Annotated in this window: 14 protein-coding genes and 1 pseudogene; 7 read left to right on the forward strand and 8 right to left on the reverse strand. The window is 57.8% G+C overall.

Translation table 11 applies throughout. The features are described from left to right. Nucleotide 1 precedes the first annotated feature (1 nt). Both OLX77_RS03775 and OLX77_RS03780 read right to left on the reverse strand, forming a co-directional pair. Nucleotides 2–1,969 carry a PAS domain-containing sensor histidine kinase gene (locus tag OLX77_RS03775; RefSeq protein WP_307632255.1) on the reverse strand — a complete coding sequence of 656 codons (1,968 nt, stop codon included), beginning with the start codon at nucleotides 1,967–1,969 and terminating at the stop codon, nucleotides 2–4. A 16-nt stretch (nucleotides 1,970–1,985) separates the two neighbouring features. Then, entirely contained in the window at nucleotides 1,986–4,346 is a 2,361-nt protein-coding gene (locus tag OLX77_RS03780) for a PAS domain-containing sensor histidine kinase (protein WP_307632256.1), read from the reverse strand. 222 nt (nucleotides 4,347–4,568) lie between these two features. Here OLX77_RS03780 and OLX77_RS03785 point away from each other — a divergent pair, with 222 nt between their 5' ends. After that, nucleotides 4,569–6,857 carry an ATP-binding protein gene (locus OLX77_RS03785; RefSeq protein WP_307632257.1) on the forward strand — a complete coding sequence of 763 codons (2,289 nt, stop codon included), beginning with the start codon at nucleotides 4,569–4,571 and terminating at the stop codon, nucleotides 6,855–6,857. A gap of 40 nt (nucleotides 6,858–6,897) precedes the next feature. On the opposite strand, the gene OLX77_RS03790 is transcribed toward OLX77_RS03785, so the two are convergent. Further along, nucleotides 6,898–7,662 carry a UPF0280 family protein gene (locus OLX77_RS03790; RefSeq protein ID WP_307632258.1) on the reverse strand — a complete coding sequence of 255 codons (765 nt, stop codon included), beginning with the start codon at nucleotides 7,660–7,662 and terminating at the stop codon, nucleotides 6,898–6,900. A gap of 108 nt (nucleotides 7,663–7,770) precedes the next feature. Here OLX77_RS03790 and OLX77_RS03795 point away from each other — a divergent pair, with 108 nt between their 5' ends. Then, the gene (locus OLX77_RS03795; protein ID WP_307632259.1) at nucleotides 7,771–8,403 is read left to right on the forward strand and encodes a TIGR04282 family arsenosugar biosynthesis glycosyltransferase; all 633 of its coding nucleotides are present in this window, start codon (nucleotides 7,771–7,773) and stop codon (nucleotides 8,401–8,403) included. Further along, nucleotides 8,348–8,971: pseudogene (locus OLX77_RS13240) on the forward strand (TIGR04283 family arsenosugar biosynthesis glycosyltransferase); the annotation flags it as partial. The gene OLX77_RS03795 and the pseudogene OLX77_RS13240, both read left to right, overlap by 56 nt. A 9-nt stretch (nucleotides 8,972–8,980) precedes the next feature. On the opposite strand, the gene OLX77_RS13245 reads toward OLX77_RS13240, so the two are convergent. Beyond that, the gene (locus tag OLX77_RS13245) at nucleotides 8,981–9,571 is read right to left on the reverse strand and encodes a CvpA family protein (protein ID WP_371877490.1); all 591 of its coding nucleotides are present in this window, start codon (nucleotides 9,569–9,571) and stop codon (nucleotides 8,981–8,983) included. A 63-nt stretch (nucleotides 9,572–9,634) separates the two neighbouring features. Between OLX77_RS13245 and OLX77_RS03805 the strand changes: the two genes are divergently transcribed. Both OLX77_RS03805 and OLX77_RS03810 read left to right on the forward strand, forming a co-directional pair. Beyond that, nucleotides 9,635–10,405 (forward strand): 4'-phosphopantetheinyl transferase family protein, encoded by a 771-nt coding sequence (locus tag OLX77_RS03805; RefSeq protein WP_307632261.1) that lies wholly within the window; start codon nucleotides 9,635–9,637, stop codon nucleotides 10,403–10,405. A 4-nt stretch (nucleotides 10,406–10,409) separates the two neighbouring features. Next, the gene (locus tag OLX77_RS03810) at nucleotides 10,410–11,090 is read left to right on the forward strand and encodes a Crp/Fnr family transcriptional regulator (protein WP_307632262.1); all 681 of its coding nucleotides are present in this window, start codon (nucleotides 10,410–10,412) and stop codon (nucleotides 11,088–11,090) included. A 341-nt stretch (nucleotides 11,091–11,431) separates the two neighbouring features. On the opposite strand, the gene OLX77_RS03815 is transcribed toward OLX77_RS03810, so the two are convergent. After that, nucleotides 11,432–13,546: a RelA/SpoT family protein gene (locus OLX77_RS03815; RefSeq protein WP_307632263.1), complete on the reverse strand. Its 2,115-nt coding sequence runs from the start codon at nucleotides 13,544–13,546 to the stop codon at nucleotides 11,432–11,434. A gap of 166 nt (nucleotides 13,547–13,712) precedes the next feature. Between OLX77_RS03815 and rnr the strand changes: the two genes are divergently transcribed. After that, nucleotides 13,713–16,040, forward strand: coding sequence for a ribonuclease R (gene rnr, locus OLX77_RS03820; RefSeq protein WP_307632264.1), 2,328 nt, complete (start codon nucleotides 13,713–13,715; stop codon nucleotides 16,038–16,040). Beyond that, entirely contained in the window at nucleotides 16,037–16,876 is an 840-nt protein-coding gene (locus OLX77_RS03825) for an RNA methyltransferase (protein ID WP_307632265.1), read from the forward strand. Before rnr ends, OLX77_RS03825 begins: the two co-directional genes overlap by 4 nt. Here OLX77_RS03825 and OLX77_RS03830 read toward each other — a convergent pair. The 3 genes from OLX77_RS03830 to OLX77_RS03840 form a co-directional block, all read right to left on the reverse strand. Beyond that, on the reverse strand, nucleotides 16,873–17,829 hold the full coding sequence (locus OLX77_RS03830; RefSeq protein WP_307632266.1) for a magnesium transporter CorA family protein: 957 nt from the start codon (nucleotides 17,827–17,829) through the stop codon (nucleotides 16,873–16,875). The genes OLX77_RS03825 and OLX77_RS03830 overlap by 4 nt on opposite strands. 253 nt (nucleotides 17,830–18,082) lie before the next feature. Beyond that, on the reverse strand, nucleotides 18,083–18,718 hold the full coding sequence (locus OLX77_RS03835; RefSeq protein ID WP_307632267.1) for an endonuclease III domain-containing protein: 636 nt from the start codon (nucleotides 18,716–18,718) through the stop codon (nucleotides 18,083–18,085). A 20-nt stretch (nucleotides 18,719–18,738) separates the two neighbouring features. After that, complete coding sequence (locus OLX77_RS03840) at nucleotides 18,739–19,071, reverse strand: hypothetical protein (RefSeq protein ID WP_307632268.1); 333 nt, start codon at nucleotides 19,069–19,071, stop codon at nucleotides 18,739–18,741. Between the last annotated feature and the right edge of the window lie 6 nt (nucleotides 19,072–19,077).

Below are 19,077 nucleotides of genomic sequence, written 5' to 3' on the forward strand. Positions count from 1 at the left end.
CTTACCCCTCATCCGTCTTGATGGGCAAGGTCACGACAAAGGTCGTCCCCTTGCCCACCTCGCTGGTCACCTCAATCCTGCCGCCATGCTTCTTGGTGACGATATCGTACGCTATGCTCAAACCCAACCCCGTTCCCTTGCCCACGTCCTTGGTGGTGAAAAAAGGCTCAAAGATTCGATTAAGATTTTCCGGGGAGATACCGGACCCTGAATCGGTAATCGAGACGGTTATCTCCGTTGCGCTTGCCCTGGTGATGATGACGATCTCCCCCTTACTCTCGATGGCATGCGCCGCATTGACCAACAGGTTCATGAATACCTGGTTGAGCTGTTGCGGATAGCATCGGGTGAGAGGGATCTCGCCATACTCTTTTTTCAAGGTACACTTGTATTTGAGCTCGTTCCAGATGATATTTAAGGTGTCATCCAGACACTGATTGATATCGGCCATAGCGTGATCGAACTGGTCAACCCGAGAAAAACTCTTCAGGTTCTGGACAATTTTACGGACCCGCTCAACGCCGTCCTGGGATTCGGCCAGCAGGGATGGCAGATCTTCCAGAATAACCTCGATCTTGAGCTGCTTGCGCATCTCGGCAAGACGCGTGGCCCGCTCGTCACCCGCCTCTTGGGGGAAGAGCTCCGCCTGCACCTTCAAAAACTCCGCCACCTTTGCCAGATATTTCTGCAGGGTTCCCAGGTTGCTGGTGACAAAGCCGATGGGGTTGTTGATCTCGTGGGCTACGCCCGCGGCGAGCTGGCCGATGGAGGCCATCTTCTCCTGCTGGACAAACTGGGACTGGGTTGCCTTCAATTCATCGTAGGCTTTCTGCAGCTCCCTGTTCTTTTTTTCTATAATCGCGATCATATGGCTGAACTGAATGCCGATCCGCACCACCGGATCATCGGCTGCCTCCTGATAAAATTCGCAGGCCAAACAATTTTGGATTTTTTGGGCGAATCGTCCCTGCACCTCCCCCTTGCAGCGGGTTCCGGCAATGGTCCAGCATTGCAGAGGCTTCTTGCCGAAACAGACGCACTTTTCCTGATCGCATTGCATCGCCTTCCAGCAGGGCTCATGGTCCGGAGGGAGGGTAAAGAAAAACTCCCCGCCATTGCCACGGGTGACCCGCTGGATCATGGTACCAATCTCTCCCAAAGCATTTTCAAGCCTTTTTCTGTCCTGCTCGACCTGCAACAGAATCCGCTTGCGTTCGGAGATATCCTGCAGGGTGACGATACGCTGCGCTTCGCCGTTTTTCACTTCAGGAAAATAGCAAGACTGGTGGAAAACCCTGCCGCTGGCGCCATGGACCAGCTCATCCGGGTGAACGTCGATCTGACCCGGGTCCGGAACCAAGCCAGCTTCCAGGAAAAGATCTTCCAATCTCCGGCCAAGAATCTCCAGGTACGGCTTTCCCAAAAAATCACGGGCCGCCTTGTTGCAGCGCTGCACCGCCCCGGCTGCATCGACCAGAATAACCAGTTCGGAAACCCCGTCCATGGTCATGGTCCATTCATCCTTGGCCCGCTTGACCTGGGCAAAAAGCTGCTTCAGCGCCTCATGCTCCTGCGAGGCCACCGGCCCTACCGAGCCCTCCTTGGCAAGGCTCCGCACTTGCAGCAAAAAGGCTGCCACCTTTTCCCCCTCTTCGTCTGCAAGGGGGGAAAGGACAAGCGCATAGGCGCCCGCATAGGGGGTTTGGCCAAAAAACGATTCTTGCCGCCAACGAACCGGCTTGTTGCGCGAGATGGCCTCGGCAATCGAACAATCCGCGGAGCAGGATCCCGCTTTTTCCCGACCGCAAAACACTGCGCAGACGGAAAGCCCTCCGGCGGGGACGGCAAGGCCGGTGAGCTCCTTGGCCGCTCTGTTCAAAAACACTATGCGCTTGGTCGGGGTAAAGACGAAAATAGGATCGCCAAGATATTCCAGCAATTGTTGGCCGATGGGGCTCAGGACATACATGGTTTGTTCCCCTCCATCATTGCATGCCTTTCCGCGAATCCAAAACCTTTCTGATTGTTTCACTCATCTCTTTTCTGAGGACAGGCTTCATGAGAAAAGCCTCAATTCCCAAAGCCCTGGCTTTGATATCATCTATCATGGAGCTGAATCCCGTGCAGAGAATGATGGGGATCTCCGGACGTATTTTTTTTATTTCCAGCACCAGTTGATCGCCGGTCAGGTACGGCATGGTTTGGTCGGTGATGACCAGATCGAAGGCCTCCGGGGCCCTCCGAAAAGCCTCCAGCGCCTCACTGCTGCTCGTTTTCCCCGTAATATGGTAGCCAAAAAATTCCAGCATCTTCTGCATGGATTCGACAATGGGCAACTCGTCATCCACCAAGAGAATCCGTTCATCACCGATGACCGGCGGCGTGCTCAAAACGGCAGCCCAACCCGCTTCGGCTTTACCAAGCACAGGCAAATACACCTGAAACGATGCCCCCTGCCCAGGTTCGCTGTACACCCTGATATCTCCCCCGTATTTTCTCGCGATTCCTCGAACAACGGCAAGACCCAGCCCAGTTCCCTCCCCGTGTTTTTTCGTGGTGAAATAGGGATCAAAGATCCGCTCCATGGTCGCAGGTTCCATACCTGACCCGGTATCGCTCACTGCCAGGACAAGGTAAGAGCCGGGGAGCAGCATGGAATCACGGGTCTCCTTGGCACCGATTTCCACCTCGGACAAGGTCACCTCCATGATTCCGCCCTGTTCCCGCATGGCATGATAGGCATTGGTGCAGAGATTCATGACAATCTGGTGGATCTGGGTCGGATCCGCAAGAATGGTTATCCCCTCGGCGGCAAGCCGCTCTGTAACCTCGATGGTGCTGGGCAGCGAGGCCTTCAGCAGCTTGAGAGATTCCTTGACAATCGGCACGATCTGGAGCGGACAGGTCTCATGCTCCCGCTCCCGGCTGAAACTCAGGATCTGTTTCACCAGTTCCTTGGCCCGGGTGGCGGCCTTACAAACCTCCTTCAGATTCTGCCAGTTCAGGCTGCCCGGAACCTCAGTGGCCATGACCATCTCCGTGTAGGCAATGATCGGCACCAGAATATTATTGAAATCATGGGCTATACCCCCGGCCAGGGTCCCGATGGCCTCCATCTTCTGGGTCATCCGGATTTGCCTTTCCAGTTCAGCCTTTTCCTGCTCCGCCCGTTTCCGGGCGGTGATATTGGTGGCGACCTCCAAGCGGACATATCGGCCATCGGTCCACCGGATCGCCTCATCGCGGCATTCATACCACTCGTTGTCCACCGAGTTCTGTCTCTCCCACACATGGACCCCAGTTGGTTGGCCGGCACCATCCAGCAAGCTCTCGTTGGTGCAAAAAGCACACGGCCCATCCTGCCCCGACTGCAGGACCTGCCAGCAAAGCTGCCCGGAAATCTCCCCCCAGATCTTCCGCCCATATTTGTTCACAAAAAGCAGCTCATGGGTTGTCAAATCGGCAACGTAGACCAGGGCGTCCAGATTGTCCACCAGGGTCTTGAACCGTTCATTGGCATTGCGGGTCTCCGTCTCCAAACGGCTGCGTTCGGTCACATCCCGGATGACCCCACCGAAATGCACCTCCCCCTCCGAGACCCAGCGGGAGATGTTGAGCTCCAGCGGAAATTCGCTCCCGTCCTTGCGTCTGCCGACAAATTCGAGGACCTCGCCAAGATAAGCAGAGATGTCCGAGACAAGGACGTTCTTCATTCCCTGAAGATGTCTTTCCTGATATCGTTCGGGCATGAGCAGGGTGAGCGACTTGCCATCAAGCTCCTTGTTCCCGTAGCCAAACATTTTCTCCGCCGCACGGTTAGACAAAAGAATCTCGCCCTGTGCATTCGCGATGACGATTGCGTCATCCGAGGCTTCGACAAGGGAACGAAACCGTGCCTCGGATTTCCGCAGGCTGCCGACCTGATGTTCGAGTTCTCGACTCAGTCGCCGATTTTCCTCCAGGGCTCTGGAAATATTGGGCAAACTCAGCAACCGCGGCAGCAACGGGACAAGAAACAGGGCAGTGGCAATGGAGATCAGGGCCGTGACCGCCTTGACGATCCCCTCATGCCAATACGAGGGCACATAGATCGTCCAGGCGGCAAAAAAATGGGTGCAACCGCAGGCAAGAATAAAGGCGCCGAAGAGCAAAAACATCCAAAAAAATGGAAGATCCCGCCGTTTGAACACCAGATAAAAAAGCACTGCCGCAATCAGAAAATAGGAGAAGCCGGTGACAATATCAGAACCGACATGAAGCCAGAGCAGGGCCGGATCCCAGACAAGGCAATACCCGTGCGGCATCAAATCCGTTGATTGGGCAAATTGCTTGAGAAATTCACGCATGACACAGCCCTTTTTCGCTGGGAAGAACCGATCTATTGCTCCGAGAGGAAGGAGCGTGTCCTGATGTATGGTATCATAATCAGCTTGGCAAAAAAGACAAAAAAGACGTGACGATCCGCCCAACTGCGCCACTAAAAACACCAATTAGACACCCCGCAACGCCTGTGTTATTATGAAGTTCAGATTCGATTTCCCATGGAACAATACGGAGCCGCCCCCCAGATGAAATTCAGATTTATCTTTCTTGCCCTCGGGCTCCTCGCCCTGGGCGCCACCATTACCGGGGGAGCCGTGTATTTCCAAACGGTCAATGCGCTGATCCATGACCAGGAGAGAAAGGGGACCCTAGAGAACATCGAACACCTCGACAAGGACCTTTCCTCAATGATCAACACCACCCAGAATGCCGTGACGGTTCTGGCCAAGATGTGGTCGGTCCAAAACTTTTTTAACACGCAGCGCCCGGAGACCACGGCAGACGTATATTTGGCGCTGGACGATTTTCGCGAAGCATACGGCGCTACGCGTTGTTGCCTCATCAACCGGGAGGGACGGGTTATCGCCGCCAGCAGCGATAACGCCCAGGTCCAAATTGGCGATGATTATTCCCTGCAGCCTTTTTTCCCAAAAACGCTGGCGGGAAAGCGCGTCACCTCCCTGACACAAGGGGTGCGCGGCCAGGAGCCGGCCATCAACCTGAGCCATCCGATCTTCTTCAAGGATAGGGTGCTGGGCGTCGCGCTCCTCACCGTACCGCTGGTCAATATCGAAGAAGAACTCGTTAGCCATGCCACCGGGTTAGTCGCCCTAACCGATGAGCACAACTTCGTTTTTGCCAGCAACAGACGAGGATGGCGCTTCAAGCTGATGGGTGCCGCCACGGCTGACGATCTTGCAGCGCTTGCCAAAAACAGGCCGCTTATGGGGGAGGCGCCCCTCCAAGTGCCCTTAACCTTTAACAAGGTCAAGGGCACTGCCCATGCTCCCAATGGCAAGAAGTATCTTTTCTCCCGTACTCCGCTGTCAAGTACCCCGGGCTGGCAGATCAACTATTTCCAGGAGGAGGACCGGACAAAGGCTCGGCTACGCCAAGCACTCTTCGGCAAGACGGGAATGCTTCTTGCCGGCATGACTCTTTTTATCTTCGGGGCAATCGCCTATCTTTTCCGGCAAGCGGAGCTATTCCTGCGTCAACGGGAAGAGGCGGAACAAAAGGTCAAATCCGCCAATCTCTTTCTCGCCCAAATATTGGATGTCGCCGCCGACGGCATGCGGATTGTTGACAATAATTGCAACATCGTCCGGATCAACAAAACCTTTGCCGCCATGACGGGCATGGACAAAGAGGATATCCTGGGCAAAAAATGCCATGAAATCTCCTGGAGCCCTTACTGCAACAAGAAAAAATGCCCCCTGCAACAGATCCGGGCCGGTAAGAAGCGGGTTGAATATGAATCAGCCCAAGAAAGCCCCACCGGGAAAATCATCAACTGCTGGATTATTGCCGTCCCTCTCCATGACATCAACGGCACCTTCATCGGCATTCTGGAATCCTTTCGGGATATTACCGAAAAGCTTGCAAATGAGCTGGCCATGGAAAAGGCCTTTTCCGAGGCACACACCCTTGCCGAGGAACTGGCCGCGTCTAACGACCAGCTGCACCGCCAGCAGCGCAATCTTGCCCTGGCCCACGACACCCTCAAACAGAGCCAGGCCCAGATCCTGCAGCAGGAAAAGATGGCTTCGGTGGGACAATTGGCCGCTGGCGTTGCCCACGAGATCAATAACCCCATGGGCTTTATTGGCAGCAATCTCAGCTCATTGGCAAAATATCTGGAGCGGATCACCGAGTTTATCCGGGCGCTTGAAGCAAAACTCCCACAGGAACCACCGGACGAGGAGTTGGCTGCCCTGCGTAAAAAGCTTAAGATTGACTACATCATGGACGACGCCCTGCATCTGGTGGAAGAATCTCTGGACGGCGCAGACCGGGTCAAAAAAATAGTCCAAGGGCTCAAGAATTTTTCCCGGGTCGATCAGGCCGAACGGGTGGCCGCCGACATCAACGAATGCCTGGACTCCACCCTCAATATTGTCTGGAACGAGCTCAAGTACAAATGCGAGGTGAAAAAAGAATACGGGGAGCTGCCCCCGACGGTCTGCAACCCGCAGCAGCTCAACCAGATGTTTATGAACCTGCTGGTCAATGCGGCCCAGGCCATTGAAACCAGGGGGGAAATCAAGATAAAAACCTGGGGTGACCAGGATTGGATTTATACCCGCATCTCCGACACCGGCAGCGGGATTCCCGAGGACAAGATCAAGCGGATCTTCGAACCGTTCTACACCAGCAAAGAGGTGGGCAAGGGCACGGGCTTGGGGTTGAGCATTGTCTACGACATCGTGGTCAAGAACCACCACGGCGATATCCAGGTGGAAAGCGAGGTGGGCAAGGGCACGAGCTTCACGGTCAAAATCCCGGTGATCGTTGCGGAGCCTGCGGGGCAATAGCCTGAATTGTTTGTTCACCTGTTCCGGTGGCCCTGAACGGTTACAGCGGCACCAGCTCAACCTCGCCCCAGGCGCCCAGCTCCTCCCCCCGAATAATAACCACTCCCAGAACCCCCGGGATGGCAGCCCCCTTGGCCAGCGCGGCATCGAGGCTCTGCCCCGGTTGCACCGCGTTGCCGACCAAGGTGGCCACTGCGTCGGCCAGGGCGGTATCCTTGGCCAGCACCGTGACGGCGTCGGCCTCGCCCAGACTCAAGGAATGGCCCACGGTGCCGGAAGAGGTGCAGATCCCAAGGGGCATGCACCTGGCCGGGATCTTCAACCCCACCCGGTTGCTGAGCGGCGAGGCTCCGGCAAAGATGCCGACCACGCTCTCCCGGTTGCGGCAAAAAAAGATATCGCCGCCGTTTTCCACCACCACCTCCCCAGCCCCCGCAGCCAGAAGATCCCGCCCGACATACTCGGCGATGGCCCCGGCCACCGCGGCCATGGGCCCGACCTCCGCCGCCAGACCCGCACCAAGCATACTCTTGACAATGGGCGGAGCCGTAGGATCACCAGGGAGCGGGGTCAGAACCGTTGCAAATTCTGGATGCCGGGCGATATAACTTTCCAGCTGGCTGCGATACTGAAACACAGCAGCTCCGGCCGTATCGCGAAGATCTTTCCCGGCAAGAATCTGCAGGTCCGTCTCCCTGATCCGCACCTCAAAGCTGACCAGCGCACCATGATCAACACGGTTCCGGTAGGTTCTTTTTCGATATGAAGAGGGATCCGGAGTTTTCTTTTTTCTTTTGACGGTCACGGGATGGCTGGTATGGTGAGTGGTTATTGGGAAGAGAGTCTTGCTAACAATATAGCGGAGAAGAGGATGGGCGGCAAGAAGTTCCCCATCCCAAAAAATAGACGAACAATGGACAACAACAGCCAGGCGCGGCTCATTCTTTTTACCAGGTACCCCGAACCGGGCCGGACAAAAACCAGGCTGATTCCGGCCTTGGGACCTCAAGGCGCGGCCGCACTCCAGCGGCGGATGAGCGAAACGATTGTCGCCCGGATGGCAGAGTTTGCGAGCCAATATCCGATCAGCGCCGAAATTCGCTATGCCGACGGAAACCAGCAGGCCATGGAGGGTTGGCTTGCCAAAAGCAGCATCCCCTGTCTGGACCAGGGGGGGGGAAACCTAGGAGACCGGTTGCAGCGGGCCTTCAGCCAAGCCTTTGCCCAAGGAGCGCAACGGGTGGTGGTAATCGGCGCCGATTGCCCCAGCCTCACCCCTGCCCTCTTCGCCCGGGCCTTTACCGCCCTGAAAAACCAAGATCTGGTCCTCGGCCCTGCCAGGGACGGCGGCTATTATCTTCTTGGCCTCAACCGGCCAGCGCCCGCCCTTTTTCAGGATATCCCCTGGGGCAGCGGCGAGGTGCTGGCCGCAACCATGAAACAGGCGCAGACCTTGAATCTTTCCACCCATACTCTGGAAACCCTTGCCGATGTCGACCGCCCGGAAGACCTGCGACATTTCGATCATCATCCCGACCCTCAATGAGGCTCTTTGCCTCGGCCAAACCGTGGCCGGGCTGGTCGGGCTGCCGGGAGTGGAGGTGATTGTCGCCGATGGCGGCAGTCAGGATCGGACCGTGGCCGAAGCCACCGCTGCCGGTGCCAGGGTGATTTCCGCCCCCCTCGGGCGCGGCAGCCAGCAAAACGCCGGGGCACGGGCGGCGAACGGTCGGATGCTGCTCTTTCTCCATGCCGATACCCGGCTGCCGAAGGGGTTTGTTGCCCAGATCCGCGCAGCCCTCGACCACCCAGGCATCGTGGCCGGCGCCTTCCGCTTCGCCATTGACGCCACAGGCTGGCGCTTTCGGCTGCTTGAGCAGTGCACCAATTGGCGAGCGGCCTGGTTCGGACTTCCCTACGGAGATCAGGCGCTGTTTTTGCCCGCCAGCCGGTTCCTGGCCATGGGAGGTTTCCGGGAGCTGCCCCTGCTGGAAGATGTTGAGCTGGTGCTCCGCTTGCGGAAAATCGGCAAAATCGCCCTGCTCAGCGCTCCGGCCTCCACCTCGGCCCGGCGCTGGAAGCGCTTGGGGCTTGTCCGCACAACAGTGGTGAATCAGCTGATCTTATTTGGCTTTTATTGCGGAATCAAGCCGGAGCGGCTGGCCCGCTGGTATCACCGTGGCGGAAAAATCAATGGCAGGCTCTCTGGGAAGGAGATGACGTTGCAGATTCTGGTCCGAGACAAAGGAAAGCAGAAAGGTGGAACTTTTGGAAAGATAGGGCGCAGCCAGGGAACCGGTGATCAGCGGGTTGGAATCCGCCAGCAGCCCGGAGATCACCATGAAAAAAACGGAGGTCAGCACCCCCGCCTTGACCAGACCGAAAATCCCGCCCATAAAGCGATCAAACCAACCGAGCAGGGAAATGCTCATCACCTTTTTGAGCACAAAACCCAAGGCGAGAACGCCCACAAATACCGCGAGAAACAACAGGGCGTAGGTCACGAGGAAACAGAGCTGGGGCGAGGGAATCAGCGAGGAAAGACGCGGGCTGATCTGCTCGTAATAGCGCCCGGCAAAAAGGTAGCCGAGAATGAGCGCGGCCAGGGAGGCCAGCTGCCGGACAAAGCCGATCCATACGCCGCGGACAAGAAAGAGGAGAAAGATGGCGATGACGCCGAAATCGATTGCGGTCATGATTGATCCCTGTTGCATGGTTTCTTACGGATTACAAAAACTTGCGGACAAGGGCAAGGATTTTTATGAAAGGAGGGCATAATGGCGTTTGTCCAGGCCATTTCTGAAGAATACTGGCCGTGCTGGCAGCACCATTTCCCCCCGGAGGCCCGGCTACGGCTTGGAGGGGTGGTGCTTTCCGGCCTGGAGCAGTGCGCCGACCTTCCTGCTCTGGCCGGCAAGTATCTGCATCCAGACGAGTTGGGACAATGGCAAGGATTTAGCCAGGAAAAGCGGCGCGTTGAGTGGCTTGGTGGACGAATGGCCGCCAAATGGGCGGCGGCAGCAGTTCTCGGCGGGCCAGAGCCAAACTGGCACGATTTCGTGCTCCGAACCGAAGACGCTGGCCGCCCCTATCTGGCCACAGCTCCGCCGGGTGGTGCCCCATGCATCTCCATCTCCCATAGCGGCGGCATGGCCGCAGCCTTGGCGGCAAACCTCCCCTGCGGACTCGACATCCAAGAGGTGCGGACAAAAATCCACACGGTCAGGCAGCGCTTTGCCTCGCCGGAAGAAGAAGCGCTTCTCCACGCCGGACTGCCCCAATCCTTGAGCGAAGGCCAACGCCTGACCCTGCTCTGGTCGGCCAAGGAAGCGGTGCGTAAAATGGTCCGGGCCACCCCCCTGCTTGGATTCCTAGAGATCCGCTTGCTTGCAATACACGGCGAGCACCCCACCCCGCAAGAACCGCTGTTGCTGACCTTTGCTGCGGAGCGGGAGCACCCCCCCTGCCCGCCGCCCATTTCCGTACTCTGTTTTTTTGCAGACAATCTGGCCTGGGCCATGGCTTGTCTGCCGACCAAGAAGGAGTAATCCCATGGAGCTTATGTCTTTTCTCAAACAGGTCCCGCTCTTTGCCGGCCTGACCGCACCCCAGTATGATGAACTGGCCATGATCATCACCCTGCAGGACTATGCCCGAGGCCAGAGTATCTTTGCCGAAGGCGATCCGGGGACCGGGTTCTATGTGGTCATGGAGGGATTGGTCAAGATCTACAAACTTTCCATTGAGGGCAAGGAGCAGATCCTCCATATCTTCGGCCCGGGCGAGCCCTTTGCCGAGGCCGCCGTCTTTATCGGCTCGACCTTCCCGGCCCATGCCCTGGCCCTGGAAAAAAGCAGGACCATCTTCATTCCGCGCCACGCCTTCATCGAGTTGATCCAGGCCAATCCGGCCCTGGCCATGAACATGCTGGCCGCCCTGTCCATGCGGCTCAAGAAGTTTGCCCATCTGATCGAGGATCTCTCGCTCAAGGAGGTGCCGGGACGGGTGGCGGCCCACCTCCTCTACCTCAGCACCCAACAGGGGGACAGCGACACGGTAAAGCTCAATATCGGCAAGGCGCAGCTGGCCAGCCTGCTGGGCACCATCCCGGAAACCCTCTCCCGCATCCTCAGCAAACTGGGAAAACAGGGCTTGATCAGCAGCGATGGCCCGCAGATCACCATTCTCGATCGGGACGGTCTTGAAGATCTGGCCATGGGGGAAAAGCTCTAGGGTACTGAGGATTGTTGTGTTACCCCCCCTCCCTTGACGGGAGGGGCTGGGGGTGGGTGAACTTGCCACACCATCGCAATCATGGCGTTCCCCCTCACCCTAACCCTCTCCCGCAAGGGGAGAGGGGATTTTTAGCTTCTGTGATGTTCTACTGATAATGGTTTTCGGCAAGTAAGCGTTCCGCAGCGCCGCTTCGCTGCTGCCGCAGATGCGCGTGTCAATTGTCGGCAGCAGTGCCTACCAAGAGGCCTGCACAGTGTGCTGTTGCACATGAGCGGGCCGATGACAGCTCAGCGAGCACAACGAGACTGCGAGGCTGATGTGGTGCTGCTGAACGGTTACTACTGTTCCAGCCCGAATTCAAAGGCCATCCCGGTCTTGTTCAGGTGGCCGAGGATATTCTTGAGTCCTTGCAGGGTATCGACCTGAAAGTTTATCTGCCAGGCAGAGGTCCGCGACGGCTGGCTGGAAAGAAGAGCAATCTCTGTGATCTTCATCTCTTCCGGGGCCACGCCCAGCATCATCAGGAGACGGTTGCGGGACGGGGCCTCCAAAACGAGAATGGTCTGCAGCTTGGGCACCACCGTTTCCTTGAGCCGCCAGCGCACCTCAACCACGTCTTCCCGCTGCACATGGAGAGAGGTGATGGTCCCGCACTCCTTCTGGTGGATGGAGAGCCCGCGCTCGCTGAGCAGGCCGTACAACCCCTTTTCCGTGGGCACCGGATTGCAGCAGCGGGAAAATTTAATGCAGGCAGGGTCCAGGGTGGCAAGTTCGATACGGTTCAGGCTGCCGGTGGGAGGCTCCAGGGTTTCTTTCCCGGAATAAAGCCGGACTTTGATTTCGTTGATCAGTTCGCGCAGGCGGAGTCTTCCTTCGCCCAGGCCGAGAAAGAGCTCCGACAGATCCCTTGCCCCCAGAGGAGCCATGAGGCCGGCCATCCCAGGTTTTTCAAGGATTTCATAGGGCAGGCCGTAGCGTTTGAGTTCCTGGCGGAGAATGCTCTCGCCGATCATCCGGGCCAAATCCTCACGCCGCTGGCGGAACAGCTTGGAGAGCTCCGCCCGGGCCCGGGGGGTCTGACAGCGCTGCTGAAGATCCGGCTCGAAACGGACCGGATCCTTCTGGCAGATGATCTCCACCTGATCGCCGTCTTCAAGCAGGGCGTCCGGCTCCACCTGCCGCTTGCCGATCTTGGCCTTGATGCACCGCTTGCCCACATCGGTGTGCACCTTGAAGGCGAAATCGAGGACGATACTGCGGGCGGGCAACTCAATGGGGTCGCCTTTGGGGGTATAGGTGTAGATCGCCTTCTTGCCGCTGACCGCGATCATCTCCCGGTAGGAGAGATCCTCGTCCGTTCCGAGAATATCCAGCATCTCCCGCAATTCCACCTCAAAGCTGGTCGGCACCGTTTTGTGGGCAAACCATTCCCCCACCAAGCCGGTGCGGGAGGAGTGGGTCATCTCGGTGGTGCGGATCTTGAAGAGGTAGTTGCGCCCCTTGATGTTGGCGCGGGTATGCAGGCTCTGGTAGCCGGTGGCCTTGGGATTGGCGATGAAATCCCTGATGGTCCTGGGGATGGGCGGATAATTTTGGTGGATGACCCCGAGAATCCGGTAGCAGGTTTGCACATCGTTGGTAACGATGATAAATTCCAGGGGGTTGGCGACGGTTTTGTGCAGAACCTTCTGGGCCGGGTCAAAGTACGCCCAGAGCCCTTTGGGATTGAGGCGGATTTCATGGGTGATCCACACCTCCTTCAGCCGCTCTTCCAGGGTGCGCTTGATGGCCTGCACCTCTTCACTGCCCTGCAACCGCTTGATGGCGGCAAGCACCTTCTGGCTCTGCCGGGGAAACTTATACATCAGCGCCAAGGTGTAGAGTTCGCGCTTGACGGTGTTGAGTCCCATGACCTTGGCCAGGGGCGCATAAATATCCAGGGTTTCCTCGGCGATTTTCTGCCGCTTGCCCTTGGGCATGGAATCCATGGTGCGCAGGTTATGCAACCGGTCGGCCAGCTTGATCAAGAGCACCTCAAGATGGGCGGCGGCCCCGGAGAAAAGCTTGCGATGGACCAATTTGTAAAAGGTCTGCTTGTCTCCGGAGAAGTTGGCGATCTTGGTGCAGGCATCGACAATGATCTCGATATTCTTGCCGAAGATCTCGCCGATCACCTCGCTGGTTACCTCGGGCACATCCTCCACCGTGTCGTGGAGCACGGCGGCGGCCAGCAACTCCGGATCGCGGATGTCCAGCTCCTCCACCAGGATCTTCGCCACCTGGAGGGGATGGCTGACATAGACCTCGCCGGACTTGCGCCGCTGGTCCTGATGGGCGGAAACCGCAAAGGAGAGCGCCTCCCAGAAGATTTTTGCCGGACCTTCCTGACCGCCGAGAATCTCCTCCATGCGCTCACAGTACGCGGCTATGTTAAATTTTTTGCTGGCTGCCATGTGTGGTCGCTGTCTTTCTTATCCGGTCATGGGTAATATGGATGATCTGTCCCTGCAAATAAGCTATAATCACAGTTGTCAGGTTATTTTATAAGGGTATTTTGTTCTCCGCCCTTGTGCAATGATTTTTCATTTCTTCAAAAAAATAGCCGGGAGAGGTAAGCCTGTGACACAGAGAAGAAAAGTTTTCCGCAGCAAACAGGGGCGGCCGGGAAAACGGCAGCGCGAAGGCACTAGAGTGCCGCGTCACCAGCAGGAAGCCCGCTTTGAAGGGGAGATCCTGGGCAAGCTTTTCACTGCGGAGATGCCGCTTTCAGGCCAAGACCTCTTTGCCGCCCTGGGCTTGAGCAAGAGCCACCGCCAGGAGGTGTTGGGGGTGCTGGAGGATCTCTGTCGCCGCAAGGTTCTTTCCTGTAAACGGGACACCTTTGCCCTGCGCAAAAGCGCGGAGCTTTTTGGAGGTCAGATCAGCGTCAACCCCAAGGGCTACGGTTTTGTTTCCCCCGCCGAGGCGCCCCCGGAACTGGAGATCGACCAAGACGTCTTTATCCCTCCCGGCATGCTGGGCGGCGCGGCCCACAGCGACAAGGTCCTGGTCCAGTTGATGAGCCGCCGCCAGGGCCGTTACGAGGGCCGGGTGATCGCGGTCTTGAACCGGGCCACCAGCCGGCTGGTCGGGGTCTACATGGCCGGCGGCGTTACCGGGCTGGTGATCCCGGAGGACAGTCGCTTCCCCTACAATCTGGTCATCCGCAAGGAGGATAGCCGGGGGGCCAAAAACGGCGATGCGGTCTTGGCCGAGGTGACCTCCTTTGCCGCCGGGCAGCGCAACCTGGACGGCATCATCCTCGAGGTCCTGGGCAATCCTAAGGATATCCAGGTCCAGACCGAAATGGTCATCCGCAAGTTTGATCTGCCCCATGCCTTCAGCGCAGAGGTGACCGGACAGGTCGAGAGTCTTGATCCGGAGGTGAAGATGACCGCCTCCCGCACCGATCTGCGCGGGGTGGTCCATGTGACCATCGACGGAGAAACGGCCCGGGACTTTGACGACGCCGTGGCCATCGAGTCCCTGAAAAACGGCTACCGACTCTATGTCTCCATCGCCGATGTCAGCCATTATGTCCGGCCGCATACCCCGGTGGATGTCGAGGCATACCAGCGCGGCACCAGCGTCTATTTTCCCACCCGGGTCATCCCCATGCTGCCGGAACGGTTGTCCAACAACCTCTGTAGCCTGGTGCCCAACGAAGACCGCTACACCTTCACCGCAGTGCTTGATTTTGACGCGCACGGCAAGCGGCTGGGAAAACGGTTCATGAAGAGTATCATCCGCAGTCGGCATCGTCTCACCTACACCACGGTCAAACAGGTGCTGACGGATCGCGACCCCGCTGTCCTGAACCAGTACGCCGATATCATCCCGGCTCTGGAGATGATGGGGTGCCTGGCTTTGGAATTGGAAAAGCGACGGATCAAGCGGGGAAGCATCGGCTTTGAGCTACCGGAGCCCTTGGCGGTACTGGGCGAAGACAACACCGTGCAGACCATCAAGCGGAGCGAGCGCAATCAGGCCCACAAGCTCATCGAAGAGTTCATGCTCGCCGCCAACGAGGCGGTGGCCGAGACCCAGACCGAAGGCAAGATCGACTCCCTCTACCGGATCCACGAACCACCCGACCCGATCAAGGTGGCCGAATTCACCGAGTTTGCCCAAAGCATGGGCTTGAATGTGGATGAAGGCGACGGCTCGCCCAAGTGGTTCGGCCAGGTACTGGCCATGGCCGCCGGCACCCCGCAGGAATACATCATCAGCAATCTCCTGCTCCGCACCATGCAGCAGGCCCGTTACTCCCCGCAAAACCTCGGCCATTTCGGGTTGGCCGCCACCAACTACACCCATTTCACCTCACCCATCCGCAGATATCCGGATCTCATGGTCCATAGGGCGCTGGCGGCAAGCCTGCAGAAGAAGGGGGGGGGAAAACCCGGCCCCGAGACGGTGTCCACCGAAGAGGCCGGCGGATTTCTTTCCAAACGGGAACGGATAGCGGTGGAGGCGGACCGGGAGATGATGGAACGGCTCCAAGTTCACTTCATGGCCGACAAGATCGACGAGACCTTTGAGGCCATTATTTCCGGGGTCACCGCCTTCGGCTTGTTCGTTGAGCTGACCGAGGTCTTTGTCAACGGCGCCGTGCCCATCACCGAGATGCGCGACGATTATTACGAATTGGAGGAGGGCCGTCACCGGCTCATCGGCCAGAGAAGCAAAACCGTCTTCCAGATCGGCGATCTGGTGCGGGTGCGGCTTACCAGCGTGGAAATCCCACGGCGCAGGATCAATTTCAGCGTGGAGGAAAAGCTGGCCCGCGCCACGGACCTGATCCCGCCTGCCCCACGCAAGCGCAAAGCGAGCGAGAATAAAGGCGAGGGTAAGGGGAGAAAAAAACCCGTTGCCCAACCAAGAAAGCGTGCCGTTCACAGCAAATGAGCGAGGCGATCCAGGATACGGTGCGGGAGCTGATGGGGCAGGTGGCCATCGTCCTGGTCTCCCCCAAGTTTGCCGAAAATATCGGCTCGGCGGCGAGAACCGCGGCAAACATGGGGATTGGCCAACTCATTGTGGTCTGCCGGGACATGCCCGACCGCGAGAGGATGCTCAGGCTCGCCACCGCCAAGGCGGCCCATCTCATCGACAATCTGCAACACCAGCAGGAGTTGGATGAGGCCCTGGCCCCCTTCGGCTGGGTGCTGGGCACCTCCGCCCGCCAGGGCAAAAAGCGAAGCACGGTCAACAGCCCCAGGCAGCTCATGAACGAGGTTCTGCCCCAGCTCAAAAACAACCGGGTCGCCCTGCTCTTCGGCCCGGAAAACCGGGGGTTGGCCAACGAAGAACTTCGCTACTGCAACCAGATCACCACCATCCCAACCCTGGATTTCTCCTCCCTCAACCTGGCCCAGGCCGTAGCCATTCTCTGCCATGAGCTCCATTACAGCGTGCTCGAAGCGGCGAGCCGAAACGGTTTGCCCAAGGCGGCAGCCAAACAGGGGGACAAGCGGGAGCTGGAGGCCATGTTCGGACACGTGGAAGAGGCGCTTACGAGCAGCGGTTTTTTGCAAGAAGGGGAGGATGACTACTGGATGAAGAGCATCCGCCAATTTCTGGGACGGATCGGGCTCAAAGCAAAGGAGATCAAGATCATTCGGGGTGTTTGCCAGCAGCTCATCCGGCGGGAGAGCCAGCCCCGCCAAGAACGAACCCCAGCGGAAAGGAAGGGGACCAGCACCGGAGGGACACCCCCCCTGACGCCTGAAGAATCCCCCTAAAACATCCGTTTTCGCCAGAGCACAAAACCCGCCAAGCCGGTGAGTACGATGGAGATCCCGAGGACGACCCAGAAGCCCATCTGCTGATCCAGGAAGGGCACCCCCACATTCATCCCCCAGAAGCTGGAGATCATGGTCGGAGTGGAAATCAGGATGGTGATGGAGGCGAGCAGCTTCATCACCTGGTTGAGATTATTGGAAATGACCGAGGTGAAGGCATCCATCATGCCGCTCAATATATCGGAATACATCTGGACCATCTCCAGGGCCTGACGGTTTTCGATGATGGCATCCTCGAGAATATCCTCATCCTCTTCGTACTGCGGCAACAAGTGCTGCAGGGCGCTGTTCTTCCTGAGTCGCATCAGCCGCTCCAGAACCAGACCGTTGGAACGTAAGGCAACCGTAAAATAGGTGAGGCCTTTTTCCATGTCGAACAGCCGGAACACCTCGGCATTATTCATCGATTTCCGCAGATGGCGCTCGATTTCATCGGTCTGCCGGTTGATCTGATGGATGAAGCGCAGATAGACCTTGGCGGTCTTGTAGAGAATCTGAAAGAGGAAGCGGGTGCGCTTGCCGGTGTTGTAATAGGCCGGTGCCCCGGGGCCAACGATATTGCCGGGCAGGATCTCGGTTTCTTCCAGGGAGACGGTAATGACCTGGTCCGGGGTCAGGATGATGCCCAACGGCAGGGTGTCGTACATGTCCGGCCCGCGCAGCATCGGGAAGTTGGTGAGCACCAGCATGCAGTTATCTTCGATTTCGATACGGGAGCGTTCTTCCGAGTCCAGTGCGGCACGGAGCAGGTCCTCCGGCACCTTGGTCGCCTCGGAAACCGTACGAATTTCATCCGGAGTCGGGTTGACCATCCGGATCCAGGATCTTGGCACCGGCCCACTGTCTGTGACGATCTGCAGCTGATGGTCAAAGCGCTTGTACACGGTAAGCATGTCAGTACGCCTCCTGTCCGGGACGGAATTGGCCCGGTCCGCGCCTCATTATTGAGGGACAGCCCAAGCCAGCTCCGGAAACATAACACTCATTGGGCGGGGTTGAAAAGAGAGGATAGGGGAAGGTGAGAAGAAAATCAAGGGTACGCACCGCCCCAAGACAATTCAATCCTGCAAGAGCTCTTTACTTGGTTTTAGAAAGCCGTGTCAATCGAAAACAGAGCGCGCGGAGGGAATGGCAGAAGCCAGAGGACTAGAACCCCTGCAGGGGACAACTATCACAGAGGGGGTTTGATTTCTTGCAATATTCCTTGGCGAGACGGACCAAGAGGGCATGGTACTCGTTAAAGAGCTGGGCCTCGGCGGGCAGCTTGCTCAGGAAGAGATCCTGAATCTCTTCATAGCCGGCGTCTTCCGCAATGAGGTCATGCCGGAGCAGGATGCGGTAGGTGTAGGCATCCACCACGAACACCGGTTTGGCCGCAGCATAGAGGGTGATGGAATCGGCGGTTTCCGGGCCGATGCCCTTGATGGCCAAAAGCTTTTCCCGAAGGGTCTGGGTCTCCTGCGCGAAAAATTCCTCAAGACTTCCGCTGTCTTCCCGGATGGCGGCAAAGAGACCCTTGATCCGTTTGGCCTTCTGATTGTAATACCCGGAAGGCCGGATCTTTTCGGCAAGCGCCTCGAGCGGCAAGGCATCCAGGGCTGCAAAGGAGAGCAACCCCTCCCGGCGCAACCCCTCGATGACCATGCTCACATTGCGCCAGCTGGTATTCTGGGTCAGAACCGCCCCCAGCATGATCTCGAAGGGGGTTTCGCCGGGCCACCAGTGCTGGGCGCCAAAATGGTCGAAAAGACGGGTATGGATTTCCTCGATCCGGTTACTCACGGTTGTTGCACCCCTAAAAATCAGTCGGAGCGCATGAAGAGGAAATAGATGGCAATGGCGATGGCCCCGATGAAGACCCCGGCCACGGGCAGCACCTTGTCCAGCTGAAGCTTGTCGCCCACCACCAGATTCTCCATGTAGCGGCTGCCGCTGAAGAGCCAGAGGCCGAAGCCCAACCCGGTCATAACCAGGGTGTTCATCGCCTGTTTGTAGAGGTTGTAACAGATAAAAGCGATGAGGGGGACCAGGAACCAGGTGTTGCTGAAAAGACCCTTGACATCCACCTCGTGCAGCTGTTGCGGGATATTGGTGCTGTTGACAAAATCGACAATCTGCCCCAGGAATTCGGTCATGGCGGT

It is taken from the genome of Thiovibrio frasassiensis, assembly GCF_029607905.1.
Classification (GTDB): domain Bacteria; phylum Desulfobacterota; class Desulfobulbia; order Desulfobulbales; family Desulfurivibrionaceae; genus Thiovibrio; species Thiovibrio frasassiensis.